The following is a 24,903-nucleotide window of genomic DNA, read 5'->3' on the forward strand; positions in this document are numbered from 1 at the left end:
CCCACCGTCAGTGGGCCAAGAGGACCGCCTGATCCGTCTGATCGACCATCGTCCGGGTTGTGCCGCCAAAGAACGCCTGGCGGGTGCGCGAATGGCCGTAGGACCCCATGACGACCAGATCGGCCCCGACCTCTTCGGCGCGGTCCAGGATGCACTGGCCAACGGTCTGACCGCCGCTGGGATATTGCTGCACCGTCACGTTGCAGCCGTGATGCGTCAGCCAGCGCGCGACATCCACACCCGGATCTTCACCCTCGCCATACTCAGTCTTGACCGGATCGACGGTGGCGATGGTGACACTTTCGGCCATGCGCAAGAAGGGCAAGGCCAGGTGCACGGCCCTTGCGGAATGCAGATCAGTGTTCCACGCCACGAAAATCCGCTTGGGCGCGTTCAGCGCCGCGGCGTCGTGATCGTTCAGTAGCACCGCGATCGGCGATTGGAAGAGAACGCCGTAGACCACCTGCCGGAACAACGTGTCCGGTTTGCGCAGATCCTCGGTGACCAGCATCATGTCGCAAAGCATGGCACGGCGCCCGACGGCATCCGCCACCATGGCGGGCTCGCAGGATATGCCGGTGACGTCGCCCGAGACATCATGCTGCGCCAGCAGGGCCTCCATTTCGTCTTCCTTGGCCTTCATCGCGTCCTTGTGGGCGGCCATCTCTTCCTGCCAGCTGATCGGGATGTCCGACGTGCCATAGGCCGGAACGCCGATCGCGTAATAGGGAAAGGTGGGCAGTTCGCCGACGATCATGATGACCGCCCGCGCCTCCAGCGCGCGTATGGCCTCGAGTTTTCGCGCCACTTCGCCATTCGAGGCGTTCTGGCCCATTGCGATCAGAATCGTGCTGTTTTTCATGTCCTGAGTCCTTGGGTTGGTCGCCCGCATTCTAGCCGCAGACCCGAGGCAAATGATTGACTCAAGTCAATCGGGCGCCTGCCGTTTTCTGGGGCTGCGCCGGGCCGGATCGTGTGGGTGGCGGAAAGGTTACTTGCCGCCCTTGTCGCCATCATCCCCCTTGTCCGTCTTGGGGGCGAAGGCCTGGCCCATCTGCATCAGCTTGGCTGTTTCCGCCACGTAGTCATCCATGGCCTTCTGAAAGAACTGGGCGTGGATGTGCTGAATTTCGGAAATGCCCTTGGCGTGCAGCAAGTCATGCTGCATCTGCACATCCTGCCGGATGCGCTCGGCCGTAAAGCTCAGCATCTCGCTGCCGAGATCCGACATGGCTTCCATCCAGTTGGTCCCGACACCGGGCATGGCCTGCATACCGGAGGTCTGCATGTTTTTCAGCAGATCCGTCATGGCCGTGGCTGGGGTCTCAATCTTTTCCGTCTTGTCATTCTTGGTCATCGCAGCCTCTCTGATTCGGTCCAATGTCCCGATGACGCTAACCAAGGTTGCGGCCCGCATGATTGACATGGGTCAATCCCCCGCAGATCAGGGCGTGGGGCCGTTCATCAGGAGGCTACGGCAGGCATCGGCGACGACCGTTTCCTCGTTGGTGGGCAGGACGCAAACCATGACCGGCGCGTCCGCCGCGCTGATTGTCTCAGCGTGGCAGCTGTTTGCCGTTTCGTCCAGCGAAATGCCCAGCCATCCCAGATGCTGGCAGATCAGGGTGCGGATCAGCGCCGAATTCTCGCCGATCCCGGCGGTAAAGACCAGGGCATCAAGCCCGCCAATCGCGGGCAGAAGCCCCCCGAGGCTGACGGCGGCGCGATAGCAGAAAAGCTCAATGGCCTGGCGCGCCTCGGGCGCGTCGCTGTCCTGCAAAACCTGCATGTCATTGGTCATGCCCGACACGCCCAAGAGGCCCGATTGCTTGTAGAGCAGCCTCTCGATCTCGGCGGCCCGCATCCCCTTGGCTTGCATCAGGTAGAGGACGACGCCCGGATCCAGTGCGCCGCAGCGGCGCCCCATCATCAGCCCGTCCAGCGCGGTAAAGCCCATGCTGGTTGCCGCGCTCTGGCGGTCCTTCATCGCGCACATGCTGGACCCGTTGCCCAGATGCGCGACGACCACCCTGCCGTTTGCCATATCCCCCAGATGCTGCGGCAGGATGCTGGCGATGTAGTCATAGGACAGCCCGTGAAACCCGTAGCGGATGACGCCCTCATCGGTCAGGGCGCGGGGCAGGGCGAACATCTGGGCCAGCGGGATTTGGCTGCGGTGAAAGCTGGTGTCGAAACAGGCGATCTGCGGCACGTCCGGCTGCCATTTGGCGACGGCGCGGATGGCGGCGATGTTATGCGGCTGGTGAAGTGGAGCAAGGGGCACGTATGTTTCAAGCTGCTCGATATCGCTCTCGGTCAGCTCGGTGGGCTGCGTGTAGTGCTGGCCGCCATGCACCACCCGGTGGCCGACCGCGTCCAGATGCGCGTCGCCGCGATGGGCGGCCAGCCAGTTCAACAGGAGGGCAATCGCCGCATCGTGATCCGCTGACGCGTCGAGCGCGGCCAGATCGCCCGCCTCCAGCGCCGCGCCATCCGCGCCGCGGGCGGTAAAGACAGGCGCGGTGCCAATGCCTGCGATCATGCCGCGCATCCGGGGCTTGGGCGACGGATCATCGCTGGCGAAGACCGCAAATTTCACGCTGGACGATCCGGCGTTCAGGGTCAGGATATCGCCGCTCATACCGGGTGGACCTTTGCCTGATGATGAACGTAGAGTTGCGCAATCGCGGCCGAGGCGAGGCGCGAGAGCACACCGTCCGCGCGGCTGGTCAGCACAATGGGGATGCGCGCGCCCAGCACGATCCCGGCGGCATCCGCCCCGGCCAGATAGATCAACTGCTTGGCGATCATGTTGCCAGCCTCCAGATCGGGCGCGATCAGGATATCGGCGCGCCCGGCCACCTGCGACACGATCCCCTTGGCGGCGGCGGCGGCCTCCGAGACCGCGTTGTCGAAGGCCAGCGGGCCGTCCAGCAGACCGCCGGTGATCTGGCCGCGCTCGGCCATCTTGCACAGGCCCGCCGCGTCAATGGTCGAGGGGATGCTGGGCGTCACGCTCTCGACGGCCGAGAGAATGGCGACGCGGGGAAGATCAATGCCCAGCGCATGGGCCAGCTCGATCGCGTTCTGCACGATGTCGGCCTTGGTCTGCAGATCGGGAAAGATGTTGATGGCGGCGTCCGTGATCAGCAATGGGCGGGGATAATTCGGCACATCCAGCGCAAAAACATGGCTCATCCGGCGCTCGGTGCGCAGGCCGGTCTCCTTGTGCACGACAGGCTCCAGCAACTCATCGGTGTGGATCTTGCCCTTCATCAGCATGGCGACCTCGCCCGCGCGCGCCAGCGCCACAGCGGTCTCGGCTGCGGCGTGGCTGTGGGGTACATCGACGATCTCGACGTTCATCAAATCGCGGCCGATCTCAGTGGCGGCGGCTTGGATCTTGTCCCTGGGGCCGATCAACACCGGGATGATCATGCCCTCCTTCTCGGCTTCCAGCGCGCCTTCCAGCGACAGCGCGTCGCAAGGATGCACGACGGCGGTGCGCACCGGCGCAAGGTCGGCAGTCGCGCGCATCAGCTCGTCAAAGCGCGCGCCGCGCTCGTGCAGGTGCACCTCGGGCAGGGCGACGCGGGGCCGCCGGACCTTCTCGGTTGGGGCCACCACCAGCGCCTGGCCCTCGATGACGACCTCGCCGTCCTGATTGGTGCAGACGCAGTCCAGCGTGACATGGTGATGCTCGGGCTTCTTCTCGGCCACGGTCACGCGGATGGTGATCGTGTCGCCCAGCCCGACAGGGCGGCGAAAACTGAAGCTCTGGTTCAGGTAGATCGTCCCGGGCCCCGGCAGCTCCGTGCCGAGCACCGCCGAGATCAGCGCGCCGCCCCACATGCCATGCGCGATGACCTTGTGAAACATATCCGAGCTGGCATATTCCGCATCCACATGTGCCGGATTCACGTCGCCGGACATGACGGCGAAAAGCTCGATATCCTTCGGGGCCAGCGTCCGCGTCAGCTCGGCCGTCTCGCCGATCTCTATCTCGTCAAAGGTTCTGTTTTCGATAAACTGCATGGCGTGTCCTGTGCTCGGGCGAAAAGGCGTGGCGGCGTGGGCGCGGCGTCAGGCCAGCACGTGATATCCGCCATCGACATAGGCGGTGTTTCCGGTGACCTTGGCCGAGAGGTCACTGACCAGCCCGGCGGCCATGTTGCCGACATCGTGGATACTGACAAGCTCTCGTTCGGGCGCGCGGCGCCGGGCGGCGTCGATCAGCTCGTCGAAATGGGCGATGCCCGATCCCGCCCGCGTTTGCAGCGGGCCGGGCGAAATGGCGTTGACGCGGATCTGTTTCGGCCCCAGCTCGGCGGCAAGGTAGCGCACTGTGCCTTCAAGTGCCGATTTGACCGGCCCCATGATGTTGTAGTGCTCGACCACCTTCTCGGCGCCGTAATAGCTCATGGTCAGGATGCTGCCGCCCTGCGGCATCAGGGGAACGGCAAGCCGGGTCATGCGGATCAGCGAATGCACCGAGACATCCATCGCCTGTGCGAACCCCTCCTGCGAGCATTCGCTGACTGGCCCGTGCAGATCGTCGCGCGGGCAGAAGGCGATGGAGTGCAGGACGAAATCCAGCTTGCCCCAGAGACGCTCGATCTCGGCAAAGACGGCCTCCATCTGGCCGGGCAGTTCGACGTCCATCGGCAGGAACAGGGGCGCCTCCAGCTGAGCCGCGACCGGGGCGACGAAGGGGCGGGATTTCTCGTTGGCGTAAGTTATGGCAATCTCTGCGCCCGCCGCGTGAAAGGCGGTGGCGCAGCCCGCGGCGATCGAATGCTCATTGGCGATCCCCACGACAAGGCCGCGCTTACCCTTCAGCAGATACTCCAGCATCAAGGGGTCACTCCTGATAGACATAGGTGCCGGGCGCGTCGCAGAGCGGCGGACGGGCCTTGGTGCCCATCTCGGGCGGCGCCACCAGATCGCCCGACCGCTCGCCCAGCCACTCGGCCAGGGCGGGCCACCACGAGCCCTCCTGCGCGGGTGTCTCATTCATCCAGCGGTCCGGATCGGTATAGGGCGCGTCCTTGGCCTTGGTCCGGATCCGGTAATGGCGGCGCGGATGCCCCGGCTCGGAGACGATGCCCGCATTATGCCCGCCGCTGGTCAGTGCGAAGGTCACTTCGGTATCCGACAAGATGTGGAATTTATAGACCGAGTGCCACGGCGCGACATGGTCGCGTTCGGTGCCCACCATGAAGACGGGCGCGCGGATATCCGAGACGGTGATGGGCCGCTCGCCCACGTGATAGCGCCCCTCGGCCAGATCGTTGTTGAGGAATAGCCGCCGCAGATACTGGGAATGCATCCGGTAGGGCATCCGCGTCGCATCGGCATTCCAAGCCATGAGGTCATTCATGCCCGATCGCTCGCCCATCATGTAATCGTGGATGACCCGCGACCAGATCAGGTCGTTCGAGCGCAAGAGCTGGAACGCGCCGGCCATTTGCGTGGTGTCCAGATACCCCTTGTCCCACATCATGTCCTCAAGGAAGGTCAGTTGGCTTTCATCGATGAACAGCGTCAGCTCGCCCGCTTCGGTGAAATCCACCTGCGCGGCCAGCAGGGTGAGGCTCCGCAGCCGCTCGTCGCCATCGCGGACCATCGCCGCCTCGGCAATCGACAGGAGGGTGCCGCCAAGGCAGTAGCCGATGCCATGCACCTTCTGACCCTTGCAGATGGTTTCGACTACATCCAGCGCGTCCATGATGCCAAGTGACTGGTAATCATCCATGCCCAGATCGCGGTCTTCGGCGTCCGGATTTTTCCACGACACCATGAAGACGGTGAAACCCTGCTCGGTCAGGTAGCGCACCAGAGAGTTGGTCTCGCTGAGGTCGAGGATGTAGTATTTCATGATCCATGCGGGCACGATCAGGATCGGCTCGGGGCGCACCTTGTCCGTGGCGGGCGCGTATTGGATCAGCTCGATCAGATGGTTGCGATAGACGACCTTGCCGGGTGTGATGGCCATGTTGCGGCCCACCTGGAAGGCGTCGGCGCCGACGGGCTTCTTGCCCGCCTGGACGCGTGACAGATCCTCGACGAAATTCTGCCAGCCCCGCACCAGGTTCATGCCGCCCTCATGCACCGTCCGGGCCAGAACCTCGGGGTTGGTGGCGGGGTAGTTCGACGGCGAAAAGACGTCGAGCATCTGACGCGCCGCAAAGGTGACGACTTCGCTATGCCGTGCGGTCACGCCTTCGACATCGGTGGTGGCATTGTGCCACCATTGCTGGTTCAGCAAAAACGCCTGCGACATCGCGTTGAAGGGCCATTTCTGCCAGGCCTCGCCCCGGAAGCGCTTGTCCTGGGGCAGGGGGGTGATGCAGGTCTCGTGGGTGTCCGGATCATGCGCGCAGAGCGCGGCGTAATTGGCAAAGCGCCAGATCTTGCGGCCCGCCTTCTCGACCAGTTCCAACTGCTTGCCGGGGGCAGAGGCAAGGTGAAGCGCCCAGTCCGAATAGGCCATGGCAAGCGCAATGGGCGAGAGACCCGCGGTGAACCGTGCCTGAGCGGCCTTCACACCCTTGTCGAGGGCGCGGTCCATCGTGACATGCGTGTGCGCCACCTGCTCGGCCCGCTCCTTGAACAGTCCGGGCGGAGGGATGTAGGGCAGTTTTCGCGGCGGGGGCGTCTGCGCCGGTGCCTGTTTCTTCTGATCCGAGGAGACCTGCGCCATTCTCGACCCTTTCACGAGCGGACAAATTCGGCCCAGACCTATCCGAAAGGGAATTTTCTGGAATTGACCTTGGTCAATCCCCGGGCCGAGGGGCCGAATTAAGGATGCTGCACCTGCATTGCAGCGTCGCAGAGCATGAAGGGGATATGGATAATGAAGAAAACCCTCTTGGCCGGACTGGTCCTTCTTGCCTGCGTGATCGGCGCGGCAGTCTGGTGGCAGATTTCGCAGCAATCCTCGCTGCCCGATGGCATCAGCCGCTCGAACGGGCGGATCGAGGCCGAGCGCCTCGCCGTCGCGGCCAAGACCGGGGGCAAGGTGGCAGAAGTGCTGGTATCCGAGGGGGATTGGGCCGAGCAGGGGCAGATTATCGCCCGGCTTGAGACAACGGCGCTCGAGGCTAATCTGCGGCAGGCCAAGGCCGCCGTGCAGCAGGCCGAGCAGCAGCAATTGCAGGCAGATGCGCTGCTGCGTCAGCGCAAATCCGAGCTGACGACCGCCAGGGCAGCCTATGACCGGGTCGAGAAACTGGCCGCCGACGGCTTCAACAGTCAGGCGCAGCTGGACACGCAGCGCACCGCGCTGGACACCGCCGAGGCCGCGCTTGCCGCCGCCGAGGCGGGCATCCCTCTGGCCAAGGCGACCATCGTCGCCGCCGAGGCCGCGGTCGAGGGCATCCAGAGCAACATCAACGATGCTACACTGCGCGCCCCGCGCGCCGGGCGAGTGCAATACGTGCTGGAGCACGAGGGCGAGGTCGTTGCGGCCGGAACCAGCATCGCGACGCTGACCGACCTGTCGGACATGTATATGACCGTCTTCCTGCCCTCCCGCGACGCGGGCCGCCTTGCCATCGGCGCCGAGGGTCGGATCATCCTTGATGCGATCCCCGATTACGTCATCCCGGCCACAGTGTCCTTCGTGGCCAGCACGGCCCAGTTCACGCCCAAATCCGTCGAGACCGACGAAGAGCGCGACCAGCTGGTGTTCCGCGTCAAGCTGACCATCTCGCCCAAGCTTCTAACCCAGTATCAGGACCGCGCGCGTACGGGCGTGCCGGGGGTGGGATATGTCCGGGTAGATGACACCGTGGAGTGGCCCGATGAGCTCGCGGTGAGACTGCCGCGATGACCCCGCCGCCGGTCGCGGTACTGTCGGCGGTCACGCATCGCTACGGGCAGACTGCGGCACTCGACGATGTCTCGCTAACGGTGCCCGCCGGGTGCATGGCCGGGCTGATCGGGCCGGACGGCGTGGGCAAGTCGACGCTGCTGGCCCTGCTGGCCGGTGTCCGCCAGATCCAGACCGGGGACGTGCATGTGCTGAACGGCGATATCCGCAGCTGCGCGCATCTGCGGGCCTGCAACCGGCGCATCGCTTATATGCCGCAGGGGTTGGGGCGAAACCTCTATCCCACGCTGACGGTGACCGAGAACCTCGATTTCTTTGGCCGCCTTTTCGGGCAGGGCGAGGCCGAGCGGCGCGAGAGGATTGCCGATCTGCTGCAGGCCACAGGCCTTGATCCCTTTCCGAACCGGCCCGCAGGCAAGCTCTCGGGCGGGATGAAGCAGAAGCTGTCGCTCTGCTCGGCGTTGATCCATGATCCCGATCTTCTGATCCTAGACGAGCCGACAACAGGCGTCGATCCGCTGTCGCGTCAGCAGTTCTGGGATCTGATCGACCGGATGCGCCAGCAGCGCCCGCAGATGAGCGTGATCGTCGCCACCGCCTACATGGAAGAGGCCGAGCGCTTTGACTGGCTGGCGGCGATGTCGGACGGCAGGGTCATCGCCACCGGCATGCCATCCGAGATGCTAAAGCGCAGCGGCGAGGCGACGCTTGAAGAGGCGTTCATCGCATTGCTGCCTGAGGCGACGCGCCGGGGCCACACTGCCGTCACCGTGCCGCCGCGCCGTGCATTCGACGGACCGCCCGCCATTCAGGCCAAGGAGCTGACGCGCAAATTCGGTGATTTTACCGCCGTCGACTCGGTCAATTTCGAGATCGAGCGCGGCGAGATATTCGGCTTTCTGGGCTCCAACGGCTGCGGCAAGACGACGACGATGAAGATGCTGACCGGGCTGCTGCCCGCCAGCGCGGGCGAAGCGCTGCTGTTTGGCGAAACGCTGAATGCGGGCGACATGCGCACACGCCAGCGGGTCGGCTACATGTCGCAATCCTTTTCGCTCTATAGCGAGCTGACCGTGCGCCAGAACCTCGAACTGCATGCCGAGCTCTACCAGCTGCCCGCGGCCAAGCGGGCCGGGCGGGTCGCCGAGACGATGGCAACTTTCGAGCTGGTGGATGAGGCTGACGAGCGGCCCGACGCCTTGCCACTGGGCATCCGGCAGCGCCTGCAACTGGCCGTCGCGGTGATCCATTCGCCCGACGTTCTGATCCTGGACGAGCCGACATCGGGCGTCGATCCCATCGCGCGAGATGCGTTCTGGCGGCACCTGATCGACCTGTCGCGCAAGGACGGTGTGACGATCTTCGTCTCGACCCATTTCATGAACGAGGCCGAGCGCTGTGATCGCATCTCGCTGATGCATGCGGGCCGCGTTCTGGCCGTGGGCAAGCCGGACGAGATTGCCAACGCCAAAGGCGCGGACAGCCTCAATGACGCCTTCGTCAGCTATCTGCGCGAAGCGGCCGGTGAGGCCGATGCCCCGCCGCGTGCGGCCCCTGTCCAACATCGCAAGGGCGCGGCCCGCCAGCGCGGCGGCGCCTCGCGCATGTGGGCCTTTGCACGGCGCGAGACGATGGAGATCCTGCGCGATCCGCTGCGTCTGACATTTGCCTTCATGGGGCCCGTCATTCTGATGCTGACCTTCGGCTATGGCATCTCCTTCGACGTGACGGACCTGCCCTATGCCGTGCTGGACGAGGACCGCAGCGCCGAAAGCCGCGAGCTGCTCGAGGCGTTTTCCGGCTCGCGCTATTTCGAGGAACAGCCCACCGCCGCCAGCGCGGACGAGCTTGAGGCTCGGCTGCGCGATGGCGAAATCGCCATCGCCGTTCAGATTCCGCCCGAGTTCGGCAAGGCGCTCCTGCGCGGCGACCGGCCGGAGGTGCGCGTTGCGCTGGACGCCGCCATGCCCTTCCGGGCCGAGACGACGCGCGGATATCTTGCCGGGTTGGCCGCCGCCTACACGCAGACCCAAACCGAGCGGACCTATGGCGAGATCATCGACACCAGCGCGGCGGGTGTCGAAACCCGGTTTCGCTACAATCAGGCCTTCAAAAGCGTCGTCGCCATGGTGCCTTCGGTGATCATGCTGATGCTGGTTCTGATCCCGTCCATGATGTCGGCCATGGGTGTCGTGCGGGAAAAGGAAACCGGCTCGATCGCCAATTTCCGCTCGACCCCGGTGACGCGGGCCGAGTTCCTCTTGGGCAAGCAATTGCCCTATGTCGTCATCGCGATGCTCAGTTTCGTGACGCTGCTGATCGTCGCCTACGGGGTCTTCAACGTGCCGATCAAGGGCTCGGTCGCGGCGCTGGTCACGGGCACGCTGTTCTATGTCATGGCGACAACCGGCTTTGGCGTCCTGATCTCGACCTTCACCAGGACGCAAGTGGCAGCCACCTTTGCCGCGGCGGTGATCTCGATCATTCCGGCAGTGAACTTCTCGGGGCTGCTGGTGCCGGTATCGTCGCTGTCGGGCAGCGGGCAGGTGATCGGGCTGAGCTTTCCGTCGGGATGGTATCAGCAAATCAGCGTCGGAGTATTCACCAAGGATCTCGGCTTTGCTGAATTGTGGCGAAATCATCTGGCGCTGGCGGGCTTTGCGATCTTCTTTGCCGCGGTGTCGATCGCGGCCCTCAACAAGCAGGAACGCTGAGATGTTTCAGTGGCTGTCCAACATCTATCGGCTGGGGCGCAAGGAATTGCGCAGCCTCTGGACCGATCCAGCGCTGCTCTTCCTGATCATCTACCTGTTCAGCTTTGCCGTCTACGCCGTCGCGACGGGGGCCAAGCTGGAGGTGATCAACGCATCGGTCGCCTATGTCGACCTGGATCGCAGCGACCTCACGGGGCGCATCATCGGGGCGGTCCTGCCGCCCGAGTTCGACACGCCGCAGGAAATATCCCTGGGCGAGCTGGACCGCGTCATGAACAGCGGCGACTACGTCTTCGTGCTCTCCTTCCCGCCCCGGTTCGAGGCGGATGTGCTTGCCGGGCTTCAGCCCTCGATCCAGCTGAATGTCGATGCCACCGCGATGGTGCAGGCGGGGAACGGCTCGGTTTTCCTGCAGGAAATCATTGCCACCGAGCTATCGAAATTCGTCACCGGCACCGAGGGCGAGACCAGCCTGCCCATCGACCTGATCGTCACCGCGCAGTTCAACCCCAACCTGCAATCGACGTGGTTCTCATCGGTCATGCAGGTGATCAACAACGTCACGATTCTGGCGGTGCTGCTGACCGGCGCGGCCCTGATCCGCGAGCGCGAACGCGGCACGATCGAGCATCTTCTGGTCATGCCCGTCACCCCGGCCGAGATCATGCTGGCCAAGATCTGGGCCAATGGACTGATCATCATCATCGCCGCTGTGCTGTCGCTGTGGATCGTGGTGCAGGGGATATTGTCCGTGCCTGTCGCAGGGTCGATCACGCTTTTCGTGGCGGGCGCGGTCTTCTACCTGATCTCGGTTACCGGGCTGGGGATACTTCTGGCGACCTTCACCACCTCGATGCCGCAATTCGGCCTGCTGGCCCTGCCGGTTCTGGTGGTGATGAACCTGCTTTCGGGCAGCACCACACCGATGGAGAGCATCCCAACCTGGCTGCAAAACGTGATGCAGATCGCGCCCTCGACGCATTTCGTGGCGTTTTCGCAGGCCATTCTCTATCGCGGCGCGGGGCTGGCGACGGTTTGGCCCGACATGGTGATCATGGTGGCGCTGAGCGCGATTTTCTTCGTGATCGCCCTCCTGCGGTTCCGGCAGACGATGGCTTCGGCACAGTAAAACACGGCCTCAACCTGCTAGCTTATTGACGAACGTCAATCCTGAAACTGTGCCCGCGGTCAATGTGCCAGATGAACGTCACGTTTTCCGATCGTCGATTGATGGCGAAGGGCAAGCCATTTTGCAGGGAGAGAAATCATGCCGGAAACGCCAACCACTGACAGCCCGGAAGCGCAGACACAGTCACGCTTTCCGACGGCTTACACAATTCTTTTCCTTCTCATCATTCTGGTGGCGGTGCTGACTTGGATCATACCTGCGGGCAGCTATGACCGCGTCATGGACGACGCAGTGGGCCGGGAAATCGCCGTTGCGGGGACCTATCAGCAGGTGGACCCGAACCCTCAGGGCTTCTGGGATGTGCTTCTGGCGCCGACCGCGGGTTTCTATGATCCCGACAGTTATGCCGCCAATGCCATCGATGTCGCGCTTTTCGTCCTGTTTCTGGGCGGCTTTCTGGGCATTGTGAACGCGACCGGTGCGATTGATACCGGCATCCGGACGGTGATGCGCCGGCTACAGGGCCGCGAAATCTGGATGATTCCGATCCTGATGACATTGTTCGCCTTGGGCGGCACGACCTACGGGATGGCCGAAGAGACGCTGGCCTTCTATGCCATTCTGATCCCCATCATGATCGCCGCGGGTTACGATGCGGTCACCGGTGTCGCGATAATTCTGATCGGCGCGGGTATCGGCGTGCTCGGATCAACGATCAATCCATTCGCGACGGTCATCGCGGCCAACGCATCGGGCATTCCGTTCACTGATGGCATTATCCTGCGTTTCATTCTGCTGATCGGCGGGCTGATCGTTTGCGCTGCCTATGTCATGCGATACGCATCCCGGGTGAAGGAGGATCCGTCGCGCTCGGTTGTGGCCAAGCAGGCCGATGCACATCGCCGTATTTTTCTCAAGGATCAGCCGGATAGCGCCGAGGCACCCAATCTGACCGGCACGCAGTCGATTGTGCTGATCATCTTCGGTCTGACATTCGCGGCCATGATCTGGGGCGTCTCCAGTCAAGGCTGGTGGATGGCCCGCATGGGCGCGCTCTTCCTCGGCTCGGCTATCCTGATCGGCCTCGTCTCGCGTATGGGAGAGAAGCAGATCACCGGCAATTTTGTCGATGGCGCGCGTGACCTTCTGGGCGTGGCGCTGGTGGTGGGCCTTGCGCGCGGCATCGTCGTGATCATGGAGAACGGCCTGATCGCAGACACCATTCTGCACAGTGCCGAGCAGTCCCTTGCCGGGCTGGGCGATCTGGCTTTCATCAATCTGATGTTCTGGATCGAGGTCGGCATGAGCTTCTTCGTTCCGTCGTCATCCGGTCTGGCCGTGCTGTCGATGCCCATCATGGCGCCCCTTGCGGATTTTGCCGGTGTTGCGCGCAGTCTGGTCGTCACGGCGTATCAATCGGCCAACGGGTTGGTGAACCTGATCAATCCGACCTTTGCGGTCGTGATCGGCGGCCTCGCCATCGGGCGGGTGTCCTATGACCGCTGGCTGGTCTTCATCTGGCCTCTGCTTCTGATCCTGGTCGTTTTCATCTCAGCGGCGCTCAGCATCGCCGCCATCATCTGAAGGAGGCAAGACATGTCAAACGAACCTCTGGGCGTTTATTCTGAAACCGGCAAGTTGCGGCAGGTCATCATTTGCCGCCCCGGCCGGGCCCATCGCAGGCTGACGCCGGAAAACTGCCAGGACCTGCTTTTTGACGACGTCTTTTGGGTCAAGCAGGCGCAAAAGGATCATGATGTCTTTGCCGAAACGATGCGCGGCGAAGGCGTCGAGGTTCTGGACGTCAACACCCTATTGGCCGAGACGCTGGACATTGCCAAGGGGCGCAACTGGGTGCTGGACCACCGCATCGTGCCCGACCAGATCGGCGTCGGCATGATGTTGGAGTTGCGCGCCTGGATGGACGAGCTGCCGAGTGCCGAGCTGGCCGAGCATCTCTTGGGCGGTCTGGCGGTTGACGATGTGCCATTTGAGCTGACCGGCCTTTTCGGCAGCTACCTGGGCCCGCACGGTTTCATCCTGCCGCCGCTGCCCAATGCGCTTTTCACCCGCGACAACTCGGCCTGGATCTTCGGCGGCGTGTCGGTCAACCCGATGTATTGGCCCGCGCGGCGGCCCGAGACGCTGCTGAACACGGCCATCTACAAGTTTCACCCGAAGTTCGCGGGCAAGACGACGATCCATTGGGGCGATCCCACCGAGGATCACGGGCTGGCCACCGTCGAGGGCGGCGATATCATGCCCGTGGGGAACGGCACCGTTCTCGTCGGCATGGGCGAGCGGTCGTCCCCGCAAGGCGTGGGCCAACTGGCCGAGGCGCTTTTTGATACCGGCGCGGCGCAGCGTGTGCTGGCCTTCGCCATCCCGAAATCGCGCGCGGCGATGCATCTGGATACCGTCTTCACCCTCTGCGGCGGCGACGTGGTTACCACCTTCAAGGAAGTCGCGGACGAGCTGGTCTGCTATGACATCCGCCCCGGTGACGGTCCCGCTCCGCTGCAATTCCGCAAGGACCCGCGCCCGATCTTCGACATCGTGGCCGAGGTGCTGGGCTACAAGAAGCTGCAGATCGTGGCGACCGGTGGCGACACCCCCGAAGAGCGCGCGCGCGAGCAGTGGAACGATGGCAACAACGTGCTGGCGCTCCGGCCCGGCGTGGTCATCGGCTATGATCGCAACGATGACACCAATGCCGCGCTAAAGGCCGCGGGCATCGAGGTGTTGCCCATCCCCGGCGCCGAGCTGGGCCGCGGGCGCGGCGGCGGCCATTGTATGAGCTGCCCGACCATGCGCGACCCCGTATAAGGCGGGGTCGGCCAGATGAACGATCACGCACCCCTGGGCGCTTTCCGCGCTCCGATGGATACCCAGATCCGGTCACCCGATGGCCGGAGCAGGGAACTGGTGCGCCTCGCGGTTCTGGCCGCGAACAGCCACAACACGCAGCCATGGCGTTTCGAGGTCAGCCCGGATCGCATCGTGCTGCGCGCCGACCATCGTCGCAGATGTCCTGCCGTCGATCCTGACGATCACCATCTCTATGTCAGCCTTGGCTGCGCGGCGGAGAACATCGTGATTGCCGCAACTGGATTCGGCCTAGTTGCGGTGCCGCGCATCACCGAGGGAGGCACGGCCATCGAGATTGATTTGAAGACAGGCCCTGACGAACCCTCGCCGCTTATCGCCGCCATTCCCCTGCGCCAGTCGACGCGAAACAGATACGATGCGCGCCCGCTGACCGATGCCGAAAAAGATGCGTTGAGCGAGGCGGCCAAGTCCCCGCGCGTGACAGTCCGCCTTGTGGACGCGCCTGAAGAGATCGCGTCGCTCTGCGAGGCGGTTGTGGCCGGTAACGCGGACCAGATGGCAGACCCGGCCTTTGTCAGTGAACTGATGCATTGGATACGGTTCAGCCCGCAAGAGGCCCGCACGCGGCGCGATGGGCTCTTTGGGCGATGCCTTGGCAATCCGGGTTTGCCGGAATGGATGGGCCGGCTGGTATTCCCGCTGGTCTACGGCGTCCGTTCCGAGACCGGAAAGATCCGCGACCATATCGCCAGCGCCTCTGCCCTGATGATTTTCGTCAGCCATGCCGATACGCCGGAAAACTGGATCGAGACGGGCCGTGCGTTCCAAAGGTTTGCCTTGGCGGCGACCTCACTGGGGCTAGTGATGGCGCATGTCAATCAGGCGGTCGAGGTACCGGCGCAGCGCACCCACGTCGCGCGCCTGATCGGCATGACCGAGGGCCGCCCGTCCTTGGTGGTGCGGATCGGGCGCGGCGCGCGTCTGCCCTACTCATACCGACGCGACGTGGATGACGTCATCATGGCAGCTGAATAATGGAGATAGCACAATGGCTTACAATCTGAAGAACCGGCATTTCCTGACCCTGCGCGACTACAGTCCGCGCGAAATCGCCTTTCTGCTGAAACTCGCCGCCGATCTGAAGGTGGCGAAATACACCGGCACCGAGGTGCCCAAGCTGCAAGGCAAGGACATCGCGCTGATCTTTGAGAAGGACAGCACGCGCACCCGCGTGGGGTTCGAGGTGGCGGCCTATGATCAAGGCGCGCGCGTCACCTATCTGGGGCCGACAGGCTCGCATATCGGGCACAAGGAATCGGTCAAGGACACCGCGCGGGTGCTGGGCCGGATCTATGACGCGATCGAATATCGCGGCTTTGGTCAGGAAGTGGTTGATGAGCTGGCCGAGTATTCCGGCGTGCCCGTCTATAACGGCCTCACGAACGAGTTTCACCCGACCCAGATCCTCGCGGATTTCCTGACCATGCAGGAGCATGTGGAGAAGCCGCTGCACCGCGTCGCCTTCGCCTTTCTGGGGGATGCGGGCAACAACATGGGCGACAGCCTGCTGATCGGCGCGTCCAAGATGGGCATGGATGTGCGTCTGTGCGCGCCCAAGGCCTGCTGGCCGGATCAGGCCATCATCGACGAGGCCAAGGCAATCGCCGCCGAGACCGGCGCAAAGGTGACGATCACCGAGGATGTGGATGCTGCCGTGAAGGACGCCGATTTTATCTATACCGATGTCTGGGTCTCGATGGGCGAGCCCAAGGAGAAATGGGCCGAGCGGATCAAGCTGCTGAAACCCTACCAGGTGACGGCGGAGGTGATGAAAAAGACCGGCAATCCGCGCGCCTGCTTCATGCATTGCCTGCCCGCGTTTCACAACACCGAGACGACGGTGGGCAAGCAGATGAAGGAGGAGTTCGGTCTCGATGCGATGGAAGTGACCGAGGAAGTGTTCGAGAGCGCCGCGTCGATCGTGTTCGATCAGGCTGAAAACCGAATGCACACGATCAAGGCGGTCCTCGTCGCCACATTGGGGGCCTGACATGCTGGTCGTCGCAGCCGTGGGGGGCAACGCTCTCTTACAGCGGGGTGAGCCGCTGACAGCCGAGGCGCAGCGCGCCAATGTCAAGGTCGCCGCCGAGGCGCTGGCGCGGATCGTGCGCGCCGGGCACCGCCTGATCGTGACGCACGGGAACGGCCCGCAAGTGGGGCTGCTGGCCCTTCAGGGCGCGGCCTACAAACCGGACGAGGCCTATCCGCTGGACGTTCTGGGGGCCGAGACAGAGGGCATGATCGGCTACCTGATCGAACAGGAGCTGGAAAATGCGCTGGGCCATGATCACGCGGTCGCCACCCTTTTGACGCAGGTCGTGGTAGACCCGAAGGATCCCGCCTTTCGCAGCCCGACCAAGTTCGTCGGGCCGGTCTATTCCAAGGAGGAGGCCGAGGCGCGCGCCAAGGCCGCAGACTGGACCATAGCGCAGGACGGCGATCACTGGCGCCGTGTTGTGCCGTCGCCCAAACCCGTCGAAATCCCCGATCTGCGGGTGCTGCGCCTGCTGCTGGATCAAGGCGTGATCGTCATCTGCGCGGGCGGGGGCGGCATCCCGGTCATGCGCCGCGCCGATGACAGCATGGTCGGCATCGAGGCAGTGATCGACAAGGATGCGGCCAGCGCGCTTCTGGCTGCCGATATCGGTGCGGATGCGCTGCTGCTGCTGACCGATGTCGATGCAGTATATCAGGGCTTCGGCACCGATGACGCGCAGCCGCTGCGCCATGTGACGCCCAAGGAGGGCCGTTCGCTGGACATGCCCAAAGGCTCGATGGGGCCGAAATTGACCGCGGCCTGCGATTTTGTCGATCGGGGCGGTGTCGCGGGCATTGGCCGGCTGGCCGATGCGCTGGATATCCTTGGCGGCACTGCGGGCACCCGCGTGTCGCAGGACGGCTGAGGTGACACGGTGAGCGCAGAACCCTCCGCAGAGATTTCCGACACCACCGAAGGCCGCATCGCGGCCATTCGTGGCGGGGTGGTCGACGTGGCCTTTGCCGGACCGCCCCCGCGCATCCATGATCTGCTTTATGCCGGTGACGTGGCGCTCGAGGTATCAAGCCTCATCGGGGACGGGTTGGTGCGCACGATGGCAATGGCGCCCGTGCGCGGGCTGGGCCTGGGCCAGAGCGTGAAGGCGACGGGCGGCCCGATCCGGGTGCCTGTGGGCGAGGCCGTTCTGGGCCGCATGCTGGACGTCTTCGGCGCGCCGATTGATGGACGGCCAGCGCCAGTTGCGAGCGAACGTCGCTCGATCCACCGCCCGCCACCGCCCCTGAGCGAGCGTGTCCTGCATTCGCAGATCCTAGAGACCGGGATCAAAGCCATCGACCTGCTGTCGCCCATCGAGCGGGGCGGCAAGGCGGGGCTCTTTGGCGGCGCGGGCGTGGGCAAGACCGTTCTGATCACCGAGTTGATCAATAACACCGTCCAGCATCACAAGGGCGTCAGCCTCTTTTGCGGCATCGGCGAGCGGTCGCGCGAGGCCGAGGAGCTTTACCGCGAGATGGGGGAGGCGGGTGTGCGCGACAAGACCGTGATGCTCTTTGGCCAGATGAACGAGGCGCCGGGCGTGCGGTTTCTGGTGGGCAAGACCGCGCTGACGATGGCCGAGTATTTCCGCGACGACAAGGGGCAAGACGTCTTGCTGCTGATCGACAATATCTTTCGCTTCGTACAGGCGGGCTCCGAGGTTTCAGGCCTGATGGGGCGGATGCCCTCGCGCGTGGGCTATCAGCCGACGCTGGCCACCGAGCTTGCCGCGCTGGAAGAGCGCATCACCTCGACCAAGCGGGGGGCGATCACCTCTATCCAGGCGGTCTATGTGCCCGCCGACGATTTCACCGATCCGGCGGCGGCGCATATCTTTTCGCATCTTTCCGCCTCCGTCGTGCTGTCGCGCAAACGGGCGAGCGAAGGGCTCTATCCGGCGGTCGATCCGCTGGCCTCGGCCTCGGTCATGCTGACCCCCTCGGTCGTGGGTCAGCGGCACTACGACATCGCCCGCGCCGTGCGCCGCACACTGGCCGAGTATGAGGAGTTGCGCGACATCATCGCGATGCTAGGCCTTGAGGAGCTGTCCTCGGCCGACCGCGCCACCGTGGCCCGCGCCCGGCGGCTCGAGCGGTTCCTGACGCAACCTTTCGTCACCACCGAGGCGTTCAGCGGCACCAAGGGCAGGCTGGTGCCCATCGCCGAGACGCTGGACGGGTGCGAGACGATCCTGGGCCAAACCGAGTTCGACCTGCCCGAAAGCGCCTATTACATGATCGGCGGCCTCTCCGATCTGGGGGAGGCCGCCGCATGAGTATGGCCACCAAAATGACGGTTACCCTGCGCCTGCCGGCCGGCACGCTTTTTCAGGGGCAGGCCAGCCGGCTCACGGGGGTGGCTCCGAACGGAGGGTTCGGCATCTATCCCAACCATGTCGATTTCGTCACCGCCCTCGTGCCGTCGGTTCTGACCCTGCGCCTCGTCGACGGCTCGGAGGCGATTTTCGGCCTGGACGAAGGGCTGCTTGTCAAGAAGGGGCCGGAGGTTTCGGTCGCGGCCCTGCGCGGTGTGCGCGGCGACGATCTGGGCACGCTCAAGCAAACGGTCGAGGCGCGCTTTGTCCAGATGGACGAGGAAGAGCGGCAGGCCCGCTCGGCCCTGTCGCGGCTGGAGGCGAATATCGTGCGCCGTTTTGCCGAGTTGCAAAGGCCGCAGCCATGACCCGCAAGCAAGATAAACCGGCCGAAGACATCGCGCGGCAGGCCCAGCGGATGAAATCGCGGCGCGAGCATCCGGGGCCAAGCCCGCTGCGTGGCATCGGCACCTTCGGGATGATCGGGTGGTCCATTGCCGTGCCGACGGTCGGCGGGGCGTTTCTGGGCCTCTGGCTGGACCGGGTAGCGCCGCAAAGCTTCAACTGGACGATTGCGCTGATCCTCGGCGGCGTGGTCGTGGGCATTTTCATCGCCATCGCCTGGATCAACAAGGAAGGACGCCCCGATGACACCGATTGATTGGACAGCCCTGATGCTGGGCGGCGCTATGGGCGCGGCGGTCAGCACACTTTTCTTCGTGGGGCTGGCCCTTGGCATGCGCCGCGCGCTCAGGGCGCAAAACCCGGTCGCGCTGCTGGCGCTGAGCGCGGTGATACGCATTGCGCTTCTGTTGGCGGTAGGCTGGGCGGTGACTGTGCAGGGCGGGCCATGGGCGGCGCTGGGCTATGCGGCGGCATTCCTTGCCGCGCGGTTTGTCGCGACCACCGCCGCGCGGCTCGGCACGGCGCCGGAGCGCGCGCCATGACCCTGTCGCCCGATCAGACCCTGATGTTCCACCTCTGGGGCATCCCCATCAATGCCACCATCTTCTTCACCTGGGTCGTGATGGCTCTGCTGGTGGGCGCGTCGATGCTGATCACGCGCAATCTGCGCGCGGATGTACCGCCGGGTCGCTGGCGCACCACGCTGGAGGTCATCGTGCAAGGCATTCAGGGCCAGATCCACGAGATCGCGCCCGGCCCCTCGCGTCATCTGCTCTATTTCGCGGGCACGCTCTTTTTGTTTGTTGCGGTGTCAAACCTCTTGCTGGTCATCCCGGGCTTCGATCCGCCGACATCCTCGCTCTCGACCACCACGGCGCTGGCGCTGTCGGTGCTGATCGCGGTGCCGCTCTTTGGCGTCACCAGCCGGGGCGTCGGCGGCTATCTCAAGACATATCTGCAGCCCTCGTTCATCATGCTGCCCTTCAACATCATTTCCGAGTTCTCGCGCGGCATCTCGCTGGCCATCCGCCTTTACGGCAACATCATGAGCGGTGCGGTCATCGCGGCCATCCTGCTGACCGTCGCGCCCTTCTTTTTCCCCGTGGTGATGGATGTGCTGGGCCTGCTGACCGGCATGATCCAAGCCTACATCTTTGCCATCCTGGCGACCGTCTACATCGCCGGCGCCACGGCTCAACCCAGCTCTTCGCAGCCTGAAAAGGACACTATATGACTGATTTGGCCATCATCGCCGCAATCTCGATCTTTACCGCGGGCCTGACCGTGTCCTTCGGGGCCATCGGCCCGGCCTTGGGCGAAGGGCGCGCGGCGGCCACCGCGCTGAGCGCCATCGCGCAGCAGCCCGACGCGGCGCCGACCATCTCGCGCACGCTTTTCGTCAGCCTTGCGATGATCGAATCCACCGCGATCTACTGTTTCGTCGTCGCGATGATCCTGCTCTTCGCCAATCCGTTCTGGACCGTGGCCTTGGAGGCCGCGCAGCAGGCGGCGGGTAACTGACCCATGTCCATCGACTGGATCACGGTCGCGGCTCAGATCGCCAATTTCCTGGTGCTCGTCTGGCTGCTCAAGCGGTTCCTCTACCGGCCGATCTTGGACGGCATCGACGCGCGTGAGGCCGAGATTTCAGCGCGGATGCAGGAGGCTGCCGTGGCCAAGGATGAGGCGGCCCAGACCGAGGCGGACTATCGCGGCAAGCTGCACGAGCTGGCCGCTGCAAGGGACGAGGCCGCCGAGGCCGCGCGCGAGGCCGCCGAGGCCGATCGCGATGCCATGCTGGCCGCCGCGCAGGAGCGCGTGGACCGCGAATACGCAAGCTGGAAGGCGCAGATGGATGGCGAGACGCGGAAGTATTCGGCCAGGATGCACCGCGCCGGGGCGGAGGCCCTGCTGTCGCTGACGCGCAAGGCGCTGAGCGATCTGGCCGATGAGACGCTGGAGGCACTGATGGCGCAGCGCCTCGTGCAACAGATCCGGCCGATGACCGACGAGCTCAAGCGCGCTGCGGGTGGGGCGCCCCCCACCGCCATGGTCAGCAGCCGCGATCCGCTGCCCGCCAAGGTCGCCAAGGCCATGAGCGCCGAATTGAAAGCCATCTTTCCGAAGGCCGATGTCACGTTCCATACGAATGCCGATCAATCACCGGGCCTCGTGCTGCGCATCGGCGGCGCGCAGCTGGACTGGACCGTGGAGTCCTACGTGGAGGGCTTGGGCGCGCAGATCACCGCGCGCCTTGCGGCGGATACGGATCACAAGGCGCACACCCATGACTGACCCCGCAGACACGATCGGCCCCGAGCCCGAAGGCATGGTCAAGGCGCTGCTGGGCAGCCCCGCGCCCCCGCCGCGCCTGAGCGAGATCGGGCAGGTGGCCGAGGTGGCGGATGGCATCGCCGTCGTGACCGGGCTGGAGCGGGCGCTCGCGGAGGAATTGCTCCAATTCGATGGCGGCCTCATGGGCCTCGTCCTCGATCTGGAGCCGGGGCGGCTGGGCGTCGTCCTTCTCGGTCCGTCCGACCATATCGGCGTGGGCACGAACGTCACGCGGACCCATTCGGTCGTCAGCACACAGGTCGGCGACGCCCTTCTGGGCCGCGTCGTCAACGCGCTGGGCCAGCCGCAGGATGGCATGGGTGCGATCAAGGCCGGGGCGCGCCGCCCGGTCGAGGCGGAGGCGCCCGAGATCCTGCAGCGCAAGGCCATTTCGCGCCCCCTCGCCACCGGGATCAAGGCGGTCGATGCGGCGGTGCCCATCGGCCTTGGGCAGCGGCAACTGGTGATCGGCGACCGGCAGACCGGCAAGACCTCGCTGGCCGTCGACGCGATCCTCAATCAGAAACGCACGGATGTGGTCTGCATCTATTGCGCCATCGGGCAGCGCGGCGATGCGGTGGCCAAGGTGATCGGCGCGATCCGCGAGGGCGGCATGGCGGACCGCACCATCATCCTTGCGGCGGGCGACGAGGATGCGGCAGGCCTTGCCTATGTGGCGCCCTATGCCGCCCTGACCATGGCCGAGCATTTTGCCGGTGAGGGCCGCGATGTGCTGGTGGTGCTGGATGACCTGACGCATCACGCGCGCTCGTACCGCGAGCTGTCGCTGCTCCTCCGCCGCCCACCGGGGCGCGAGGCGTTTCCCGGCGATATCTTCTACATCCATGCCCGCCTGCTGGAGCGGGCCGGGCAATTCACCGAGGATGCTGGCGGCGGGTCGATCACCGTCTTGCCGGTGGTCGAGACGCAGGCCGAGAACCTTTCGGCCTATATCCCGACCAACCTGATTTCCATCACCGACGGGCAGGTCTACCTCTCGCCGCGCCTAGTGCGAAAAAACCAGTTTCCGGCGGTTGATCTGGGCGTCTCGGTCAGCCGGGTGGGCGGCAAGGCGCAAAGCCGTGCTTTCCGCGCCGTGTCGGGCAACCTACGCGTGACCCTGTCGCAATTCGAAGAGCTGGAGGATTTCGCGCGTTTCGGCACAAGGCTGGACGATGCCACGCGGGCGCGTCTGACGCGCGGCGCGGCGGTGCGCGCCTCGCTGCGGCAGGCCGAGCGTGACCCGATGCCCGCGATCGAGCAGCTTGCCGTCCTCGTCTCGGCGATGGACGGTCAGTTCGACGGGCTGGACGAGGCCGCCGTGGTGGCCGTCATGGCCAAGGTGAGGACTGCGGCCGCAAGCGATCTGAAGGATCTCAGCGAACAGATCGCGCAAAACCGCGCTCTGAGCGACGAGGACCGCGCCCGCATGTCTGCGCTCGGACAGCAGGCGCGCGCGGCATTGGAGGCGCAGAATGGCCCAGACGCTTGAGCAATTGACCCGGCGCACGACCAGCATGCAGGGCATCCGCAGCGTGGTGCACACGATGAAGACCCTCTCGGTCATCAATTCGGCCCCGTACGAGCATGCGGCCAGCGCGATCGAGGCCTATCACCGCACAGTTCTGGAGGGTCTGCATGCCTTCTTGTCGCAATCCGGGCCGGTCGGCGCAGCGGGCGCGGAGGGGGATGCACGCGTCATCATCGTCTTCGGCTCGGATCACGGGCTTTGCGGCAATTACAACGAGGGGGTCGCGGCGCAGGTGGCGCAGCATATCACCGCCAGCGGGGGTGATGCCGTGACCTTGCTCTCAATCGGGGCGCAGATGGCCGATGCGCTGTCCGATCAGGGCCTTGTCGCGGAAAAGCCGCTATCGCCGCCGGCCTCGGTCGACGGGATCGGCCGCCTTGCAAATCTTCTGACGCAGCGGCTGGATACGATCCGGCGCGAAAGCCTGCCGCGCGGTCTGGCGGTGTCCCTTGCCTATGCGGCGCGGGACGAAGGGGGAGTGCAATCCCCCCGGATTGCCGCCCTGCTTCCGCTGGATCCCGCCATGGTGGCAGAGATGCAAAGCACGCCGTGGCCGTCGCGCAGCCTGCCCTGTTTCTCGATGAAGCCCGATGATCTCTTCGTCGCGCTGATCCGGGGGCACCTCTTTGCCAGCCTGTTCCGCGCCGCCGCCGAGGCGCTGGTGACCGAGAACGCGGCCCGCATGGCATTGATGCAGCAGGCCGAGCAATCGGTGGATGACAGGCTATTGGAGCTGCAATCCGAAACGCGGGGGCTGCGCCAGACCGAGATCACGACCGAGCTTCTGGACGTCATCATGGGCTTCGAAGCGCTCAAGAAGGACAAGAAGCGGGAAAAAAGCGTGGAGACAAGCGGGGACGAGGTCGCCGCTCAGTGATGGCCGTTCAGCAGGCGAGGGCGCGCGGCTGATCCTCATCCCTTTGCAGGATCCTGTATTTCTCGTGGCTGGCAAGGTCGATCAGGCCCTTGGTCTTGAGGTCGCTGAAAGCGCGGCTGACGGTCTCGACCGACAGGCCCAGATGATCCGCGATATCGCGGCGCGGCATGGGCAGGGCGATGTGCCCCATGCTGGACCGTGTCGCTGCAAAGGCCTTGAGGAAGTCGAACAGGCGCTCATGCGCCTTGTTGTTGAGCAGCGCAAGCAGCTGTTGTTCGCGGCGGGCCAACAGTATCCGCATGCGCTTGTGCATGTCCTGCCGCAGCGCGTCGCTGACGCCAAGCTCGTGCTCGATGGTTGTGCGGGGCAGGGCGCGCAGGGTCACATGATCGACGGCCTCGGCGGTAAAGTGCCAACGATCGACATCGGAAATCCCGACGAGATCGCCCTTTGTGGCAAAGGAGAATATCTGCCGCCGACCTCTGGAATCGATGGTGCAGCAGCGCACGATCCCGGATGTGACCATGTACATCGCTTCCGCAGGCTCGTCATGCAGCAGGATGGTGGCGTCAGGCTGGAACTGCTTGCGAAACGATTTCCGCTCGAAGAGTGATACCAGCGGGCTGCAATCCGCCTCAACCTCGGGGCGGCGCGGTGCCGCGATGGCCTGGCTACGAGCCACCGGTGCCACAATGGCCGGCTTTGACCGGGAGGGGCCGGCGATGCGCGCCAAGGCTATAGGCCGGGCACGCGCGATGGGCGTGCCGGGTCGTGTGGTGGTCTCTGCGATGGATATTGTCATGGCGCTATCCCCGTTCATGTGGCATCGGCGGCATTCTGC

Annotated in this window: 24 protein-coding genes; 17 read left to right on the plus strand and 7 right to left on the minus strand. The window is 64.6% G+C overall.

Going from position 1 to position 24,903, the window contains the following annotated elements:
- Positions 1 to 7: 7 nt before the first annotated feature.
- The 6 genes from ACEWPL_RS12450 to ACEWPL_RS12475 all read right to left on the minus strand — a co-directional run bounded on the left by ACEWPL_RS12450 (position 8) and on the right by ACEWPL_RS12475 (position 6,703).
- Positions 8 to 862 carry a universal stress protein gene (locus ACEWPL_RS12450; protein ID WP_393929667.1) on the minus strand — a complete coding sequence of 285 codons (855 nt, stop codon included), beginning with the start codon at positions 860 to 862 and terminating at the stop codon, positions 8 to 10.
- 129 nt (positions 863 to 991) lie between these two features.
- Positions 992 to 1,357: a phasin family protein gene (locus tag ACEWPL_RS12455; protein ID WP_393929665.1), complete on the minus strand. Its 366-nt coding sequence runs from the start codon at positions 1,355 to 1,357 to the stop codon at positions 992 to 994.
- An 87-nt stretch (positions 1,358 to 1,444) separates the two neighbouring features.
- On the minus strand, positions 1,445 to 2,641 hold the full coding sequence (locus ACEWPL_RS12460) for an acetate/propionate family kinase (protein WP_393929663.1): 1,197 nt from the start codon (positions 2,639 to 2,641) through the stop codon (positions 1,445 to 1,447).
- The gene (locus tag ACEWPL_RS12465) at positions 2,638 to 4,035 is read right to left on the minus strand and encodes a bifunctional enoyl-CoA hydratase/phosphate acetyltransferase (protein WP_393929661.1); all 1,398 of its coding nucleotides are present in this window, start codon (positions 4,033 to 4,035) and stop codon (positions 2,638 to 2,640) included. Before ACEWPL_RS12465 ends, ACEWPL_RS12460 begins: the two co-directional genes overlap by 4 nt.
- Before the next feature lie 48 nt (positions 4,036 to 4,083).
- Complete coding sequence (gene fabI, locus ACEWPL_RS12470; protein WP_393929803.1) at positions 4,084 to 4,842, minus strand: enoyl-ACP reductase FabI; 759 nt, start codon at positions 4,840 to 4,842, stop codon at positions 4,084 to 4,086.
- Positions 4,843 to 4,861: 19 nt separating this feature from the next.
- On the minus strand, positions 4,862 to 6,703 hold the full coding sequence (locus tag ACEWPL_RS12475) for a PHA/PHB synthase family protein (protein ID WP_393929659.1): 1,842 nt from the start codon (positions 6,701 to 6,703) through the stop codon (positions 4,862 to 4,864).
- Between the two features lie 153 nt (positions 6,704 to 6,856).
- Between ACEWPL_RS12475 and ACEWPL_RS12480 the strand changes: the two genes are divergently transcribed.
- From ACEWPL_RS12480 to ACEWPL_RS12560, 17 genes are all read left to right on the plus strand, one after another.
- Positions 6,857 to 7,834: an HlyD family secretion protein gene (locus ACEWPL_RS12480; protein WP_393929657.1), complete on the plus strand. Its 978-nt coding sequence runs from the start codon at positions 6,857 to 6,859 to the stop codon at positions 7,832 to 7,834.
- Positions 7,831 to 10,548: a ribosome-associated ATPase/putative transporter RbbA gene (rbbA, locus tag ACEWPL_RS12485; protein ID WP_393929655.1), complete on the plus strand. Its 2,718-nt coding sequence runs from the start codon at positions 7,831 to 7,833 to the stop codon at positions 10,546 to 10,548. The genes ACEWPL_RS12480 and rbbA overlap by 4 nt, the downstream gene beginning before the upstream one ends.
- A 1-nt stretch (position 10,549) precedes the next feature.
- Positions 10,550 to 11,677, plus strand: coding sequence for an ABC transporter permease (locus tag ACEWPL_RS12490; RefSeq protein WP_393929653.1), 1,128 nt, complete (start codon positions 10,550 to 10,552; stop codon positions 11,675 to 11,677).
- 138 nt (positions 11,678 to 11,815) lie between these two features.
- Positions 11,816 to 13,261 (plus strand): YfcC family protein, encoded by a 1,446-nt coding sequence (locus ACEWPL_RS12495; protein ID WP_393929651.1) that lies wholly within the window; start codon positions 11,816 to 11,818, stop codon positions 13,259 to 13,261.
- A gap of 12 nt (positions 13,262 to 13,273) precedes the next feature.
- Complete coding sequence (locus ACEWPL_RS12500; protein WP_393929649.1) at positions 13,274 to 14,503, plus strand: arginine deiminase; 1,230 nt, start codon at positions 13,274 to 13,276, stop codon at positions 14,501 to 14,503.
- A 15-nt stretch (positions 14,504 to 14,518) separates the two neighbouring features.
- The gene (locus ACEWPL_RS12505; RefSeq protein ID WP_393929647.1) at positions 14,519 to 15,541 is read left to right on the plus strand and encodes an Acg family FMN-binding oxidoreductase; all 1,023 of its coding nucleotides are present in this window, start codon (positions 14,519 to 14,521) and stop codon (positions 15,539 to 15,541) included.
- Positions 15,542 to 15,554: 13 nt separating this feature from the next.
- On the plus strand, positions 15,555 to 16,556 hold the full coding sequence (argF, locus tag ACEWPL_RS12510; protein WP_393929645.1) for an ornithine carbamoyltransferase: 1,002 nt from the start codon (positions 15,555 to 15,557) through the stop codon (positions 16,554 to 16,556).
- 1 nt (position 16,557) lies between these two features.
- On the plus strand, positions 16,558 to 17,469 hold the full coding sequence (arcC, locus tag ACEWPL_RS12515) for a carbamate kinase (RefSeq protein WP_393929643.1): 912 nt from the start codon (positions 16,558 to 16,560) through the stop codon (positions 17,467 to 17,469).
- A 9-nt stretch (positions 17,470 to 17,478) separates the two neighbouring features.
- Complete coding sequence (atpD, locus tag ACEWPL_RS12520; protein ID WP_393929641.1) at positions 17,479 to 18,876, plus strand: F0F1 ATP synthase subunit beta; 1,398 nt, start codon at positions 17,479 to 17,481, stop codon at positions 18,874 to 18,876.
- Positions 18,873 to 19,283: an ATPase gene (locus ACEWPL_RS12525; protein WP_393929638.1), complete on the plus strand. Its 411-nt coding sequence runs from the start codon at positions 18,873 to 18,875 to the stop codon at positions 19,281 to 19,283. The genes atpD and ACEWPL_RS12525 overlap by 4 nt, the downstream gene beginning before the upstream one ends.
- Entirely contained in the window at positions 19,280 to 19,576 is a 297-nt protein-coding gene (locus tag ACEWPL_RS12530; protein WP_393929636.1) for an AtpZ/AtpI family protein, read from the plus strand. Before ACEWPL_RS12525 ends, ACEWPL_RS12530 begins: the two co-directional genes overlap by 4 nt.
- A complete protein-coding gene (locus ACEWPL_RS12535) occupies positions 19,563 to 19,862 on the plus strand; it encodes an N-ATPase subunit AtpR (protein ID WP_393929634.1) in 300 nt (99 codons plus the stop codon). Before ACEWPL_RS12530 ends, ACEWPL_RS12535 begins: the two co-directional genes overlap by 14 nt.
- Positions 19,859 to 20,554, plus strand: a complete 696-nt coding sequence (locus ACEWPL_RS12540; RefSeq protein ID WP_393929632.1) for a F0F1 ATP synthase subunit A — start codon at positions 19,859 to 19,861, stop codon at positions 20,552 to 20,554. The genes ACEWPL_RS12535 and ACEWPL_RS12540 overlap by 4 nt, the downstream gene beginning before the upstream one ends.
- Positions 20,551 to 20,841 (plus strand): F0F1 ATP synthase subunit C, encoded by a 291-nt coding sequence (locus tag ACEWPL_RS12545; RefSeq protein WP_393929630.1) that lies wholly within the window; start codon positions 20,551 to 20,553, stop codon positions 20,839 to 20,841. The genes ACEWPL_RS12540 and ACEWPL_RS12545 overlap by 4 nt, the downstream gene beginning before the upstream one ends.
- 3 nt (positions 20,842 to 20,844) lie before the next feature.
- The gene (locus ACEWPL_RS12550; RefSeq protein ID WP_393929628.1) at positions 20,845 to 21,615 is read left to right on the plus strand and encodes a F0F1 ATP synthase subunit delta; all 771 of its coding nucleotides are present in this window, start codon (positions 20,845 to 20,847) and stop codon (positions 21,613 to 21,615) included.
- Entirely contained in the window at positions 21,608 to 23,146 is a 1,539-nt protein-coding gene (locus tag ACEWPL_RS12555; protein WP_393929626.1) for a F0F1 ATP synthase subunit alpha, read from the plus strand. Before ACEWPL_RS12550 ends, ACEWPL_RS12555 begins: the two co-directional genes overlap by 8 nt.
- Positions 23,130 to 24,062: a F0F1 ATP synthase subunit gamma gene (locus ACEWPL_RS12560; RefSeq protein WP_393929624.1), complete on the plus strand. Its 933-nt coding sequence runs from the start codon at positions 23,130 to 23,132 to the stop codon at positions 24,060 to 24,062. The genes ACEWPL_RS12555 and ACEWPL_RS12560 overlap by 17 nt, the downstream gene beginning before the upstream one ends.
- Before the next feature lie 7 nt (positions 24,063 to 24,069).
- Here ACEWPL_RS12560 and ACEWPL_RS12565 read toward each other — a convergent pair whose 3' ends face one another.
- Positions 24,070 to 24,864 (minus strand): Crp/Fnr family transcriptional regulator, encoded by a 795-nt coding sequence (locus ACEWPL_RS12565; RefSeq protein ID WP_393929622.1) that lies wholly within the window; start codon positions 24,862 to 24,864, stop codon positions 24,070 to 24,072.
- Between the last annotated feature and the right edge of the window lie 39 nt (positions 24,865 to 24,903).

The sequence above is a fragment of the Roseovarius roseus genome, from assembly GCF_043355935.2.
Lineage (GTDB): Bacteria > Pseudomonadota > Alphaproteobacteria > Rhodobacterales > Rhodobacteraceae > Roseovarius > Roseovarius roseus.

Bases quoted from the DNA above. Each gene is read 5' to 3' on its own strand.
- ACEWPL_RS12560 (WP_393929624.1), top strand. From the start codon at position 23,130: ATGGCCCAGACGCTTGAGCAATTGACCCGGCGCACGACCAGCATGCAG.
- ACEWPL_RS12565 (WP_393929622.1), bottom strand. From the start codon at position 24,864: ATGACAATATCCATCGCAGAGACCACCACACGACCCGGCACGCCCATC.
- ACEWPL_RS12455 (WP_393929665.1), bottom strand. From the start codon at position 1,357: ATGACCAAGAATGACAAGACGGAAAAGATTGAGACCCCAGCCACGGCC.
- ACEWPL_RS12525 (WP_393929638.1), top strand. From the start codon at position 18,873: ATGAGTATGGCCACCAAAATGACGGTTACCCTGCGCCTGCCGGCCGGC.
- ACEWPL_RS12530 (WP_393929636.1), top strand. From the start codon at position 19,280: ATGACCCGCAAGCAAGATAAACCGGCCGAAGACATCGCGCGGCAGGCC.
- ACEWPL_RS12500 (WP_393929649.1), top strand. From the start codon at position 13,274: ATGTCAAACGAACCTCTGGGCGTTTATTCTGAAACCGGCAAGTTGCGG.
- ACEWPL_RS12540 (WP_393929632.1), top strand. From the start codon at position 19,859: ATGACCCTGTCGCCCGATCAGACCCTGATGTTCCACCTCTGGGGCATC.
- ACEWPL_RS12460 (WP_393929663.1), bottom strand. From the start codon at position 2,641: ATGAGCGGCGATATCCTGACCCTGAACGCCGGATCGTCCAGCGTGAAA.
- ACEWPL_RS12535 (WP_393929634.1), top strand. From the start codon at position 19,563: ATGACACCGATTGATTGGACAGCCCTGATGCTGGGCGGCGCTATGGGC.
- ACEWPL_RS12505 (WP_393929647.1), top strand. From the start codon at position 14,519: ATGAACGATCACGCACCCCTGGGCGCTTTCCGCGCTCCGATGGATACC.
- ACEWPL_RS12490 (WP_393929653.1), top strand. From the start codon at position 10,550: ATGTTTCAGTGGCTGTCCAACATCTATCGGCTGGGGCGCAAGGAATTG.
- arcC (WP_393929643.1), top strand. From the start codon at position 16,558: ATGCTGGTCGTCGCAGCCGTGGGGGGCAACGCTCTCTTACAGCGGGGT.
- ACEWPL_RS12555 (WP_393929626.1), top strand. From the start codon at position 21,608: ATGACTGACCCCGCAGACACGATCGGCCCCGAGCCCGAAGGCATGGTC.
- argF (WP_393929645.1), top strand. From the start codon at position 15,555: ATGGCTTACAATCTGAAGAACCGGCATTTCCTGACCCTGCGCGACTAC.
- ACEWPL_RS12475 (WP_393929659.1), bottom strand. From the start codon at position 6,703: ATGGCGCAGGTCTCCTCGGATCAGAAGAAACAGGCACCGGCGCAGACG.
- ACEWPL_RS12480 (WP_393929657.1), top strand. From the start codon at position 6,857: ATGAAGAAAACCCTCTTGGCCGGACTGGTCCTTCTTGCCTGCGTGATC.
- rbbA (WP_393929655.1), top strand. From the start codon at position 7,831: ATGACCCCGCCGCCGGTCGCGGTACTGTCGGCGGTCACGCATCGCTAC.
- ACEWPL_RS12450 (WP_393929667.1), bottom strand. From the start codon at position 862: ATGAAAAACAGCACGATTCTGATCGCAATGGGCCAGAACGCCTCGAAT.
- ACEWPL_RS12465 (WP_393929661.1), bottom strand. From the start codon at position 4,035: ATGCAGTTTATCGAAAACAGAACCTTTGACGAGATAGAGATCGGCGAG.
- ACEWPL_RS12545 (WP_393929630.1), top strand. From the start codon at position 20,551: ATGACTGATTTGGCCATCATCGCCGCAATCTCGATCTTTACCGCGGGC.
- ACEWPL_RS12550 (WP_393929628.1), top strand. From the start codon at position 20,845: ATGTCCATCGACTGGATCACGGTCGCGGCTCAGATCGCCAATTTCCTG.
- ACEWPL_RS12495 (WP_393929651.1), top strand. From the start codon at position 11,816: ATGCCGGAAACGCCAACCACTGACAGCCCGGAAGCGCAGACACAGTCA.